Origin of the sequence: Vibrio sp. YT-18, from assembly GCF_033337345.1 — a bacterium.
GTDB lineage: Bacteria > Pseudomonadota > Gammaproteobacteria > Enterobacterales > Vibrionaceae > Vibrio > Vibrio alginolyticus.
The window spans coordinates 1-1,015 of the sequence record NZ_JAWOQO010000305.1 but is presented as its reverse complement, the minus strand read 5'-3'; the positions used below and the strand labels follow the sequence as shown (position 1 = coordinate 1,015).

The 1,015-nt window shown below is 44.9% G+C and carries 1 protein-coding gene; it reads right to left on the bottom strand.

The genetic code is table 11. From position 1 onward, the window contains the following. On the bottom strand, window positions 1-1,013 hold a 1,013-nt coding region (locus R7M72_RS26180; RefSeq protein ID WP_318056603.1), incomplete at its 3' end, for a histidine kinase dimerization/phospho-acceptor domain-containing protein. Window positions 1,014-1,015: the final 2 nt, after the last annotated feature.

Sequence of the window (1,015 nt, the reverse complement as noted above, 5' to 3'; positions counted from 1 at the left end):
ATCATGCAGTGTTCTTCATCTTCGGTCACTTCTAACATGATTTGGCTATCGGCATAACGCATGGCATTGCGAAGTAGGTTGTCTAACGCGCGCTTGAGCAGTTTGGGGTCGGTCTTAATTTGGGCTTCTTTGCAATCCGTATCTTTAACGGTGATTGGCAATGGCGTCTCTTGCTGCCATTTGTCTTTTAGGTCCAAAAGCAGGGAGTTAAGCTCAAGACTTTCGGTCCGAAGCTCTGTTTCTGGGCGTTCCATTTTCGCGTAGTAAAGGAGTTCTTCGACCATTTCTTCCATCTCATCAATGTCTTCAACGATGCTATTTACGTACTTTGTCTGTTGTTCATTTAGAGAGGATTCGGCGAGTAAATCAGCCTGCCATTGCAAGCGAAAAATTGGTGTGCGTAGCTCGTGAGCAACCGCATTGGTGAGCATTTTATTGCTGGTAATGAGTCGAGAGACTTTATCGGCCATGTTATTGAAGCTTTTGTTCAATGTGCCAACTGATTTGGCGCTGGCCGTGCTTGCGCGTGCTTTGAAATTACCAGACGCAAATTCGACAGTGACTCTTTCTAGTTCACGAATTCTGCGGCTTAAAAACCAGATCAGCAAAACACAGTAAAGCGCGAAACCAGCGATGAAGAATATCCACACCATGTTGTCGTCGAAATTGACGGCTTGAATGATAGGACTATTCGGGTTATCGCTAATTTTGAAAAAGGGAGTGCTCTCGTCGAAGCGAAACCAAAAATCCCGTTCATCATCAAAGGCGATGTTAGCGGTAGGATCTTCATCGAACACTTCCTTCACCTCAGGAGGGAGCTCATCCATGGTGTGAGGTTGCAACAATCGATGGCTTGCCGTGGCAAACTTTTCTAGCTCGCTTTTGGTGTATTCAAGCCCTTTTTCTTCATAGATAGGAGAGAGTAAATCGTAGAAAGCTTGCGAACTGTGTTCTTGAAGTAGGTAGTCATAATCAGTATTGAGCTCATACACGATGAGCTCATAACCTTTCAGAC